We start from the raw sequence: 728 nt of genomic DNA, 5'->3' as shown, positions 1-728 counted from the left end.
GCCTTGCGCGAGAACGCGTCGAGAATGACGGCGAGATAGGCGAAGGTCTTGGCGAGATGCACATAGGTGATGTCCGCGACCCAGATCTGGTCGGGTGCGGACGGCACCAGGCCACGGACCAGATTGGGGACGACGAGAAAGCCCGATGGCCGTTCCGCGGGCGGCTTCAGGAACGGCGTCTTGCGCTGCGCCAGCAGGTTATCTTGGCGCATAAGTCGCTGAACTTTCTTGGCGTTTACGATCATGCCTTGGCGTCTGAGGGTGGCTGTCACCCGCCGATAACCGTAGAAGACGTGCTTGAGGCAAATGCGCTGGATCACGTCGCGCAGCTCGCACTCGGCCGTCTCGCGGCTGCGTTTGGCGTAGTGGCGATAATACGTCGCGCGCGGCACGCCCGCGAGGTGACACAGGCGCTGCACATCGGCATGAGCATCGATTGTCTTCGACGTCATGGCTTTGATGACTTCGATGATGCGGATGCGGGTTTGCCTTGCGCTGCCGGCCGCTTCAATGCGCGCAAGGCTTGCCGAAAAAAATCGAGATCCATCTGCTGGCGCCCCACCAGCCGTTCGAGTTCGGCGATCCGGGTTTTGGCGAGTGCGAGGGCAGAGCGCTTGTCGTCGTACGTCGCTAGCGGCCTGAGCTTGCGGGGGCCAGGTTTGGGTCCGGGCTTCCGGTTCAAACCGTCCGGCCCATCGGCGTTCCAGGCTTTGATCCAGTCATGGAGA

General features: G+C 62.2%; 2 protein-coding genes. Both read right to left on the bottom strand.

The window, feature by feature from the left end; translation table 11 throughout:
- A partial coding sequence (locus tag FXB40_RS45950) for an IS3 family transposase (RefSeq protein WP_148778858.1) occupies positions 1–452 on the bottom strand: 452 nt, incomplete at its 3' end.
- On the bottom strand, positions 449–728 hold a 280-nt coding region (locus FXB40_RS45945), incomplete at its 5' end, for a helix-turn-helix domain-containing protein (protein ID WP_148778852.1). The genes FXB40_RS45945 and FXB40_RS45950, both read right to left, overlap by 4 nt.

The organism is Bradyrhizobium rifense (genome assembly GCF_008123425.1).
GTDB lineage: Bacteria > Pseudomonadota > Alphaproteobacteria > Rhizobiales > Xanthobacteraceae > Bradyrhizobium > Bradyrhizobium rifense.
Note: the sequence above shows the minus strand (reverse complement) of the source record. Positions and strands in the feature narration are given on the sequence as shown.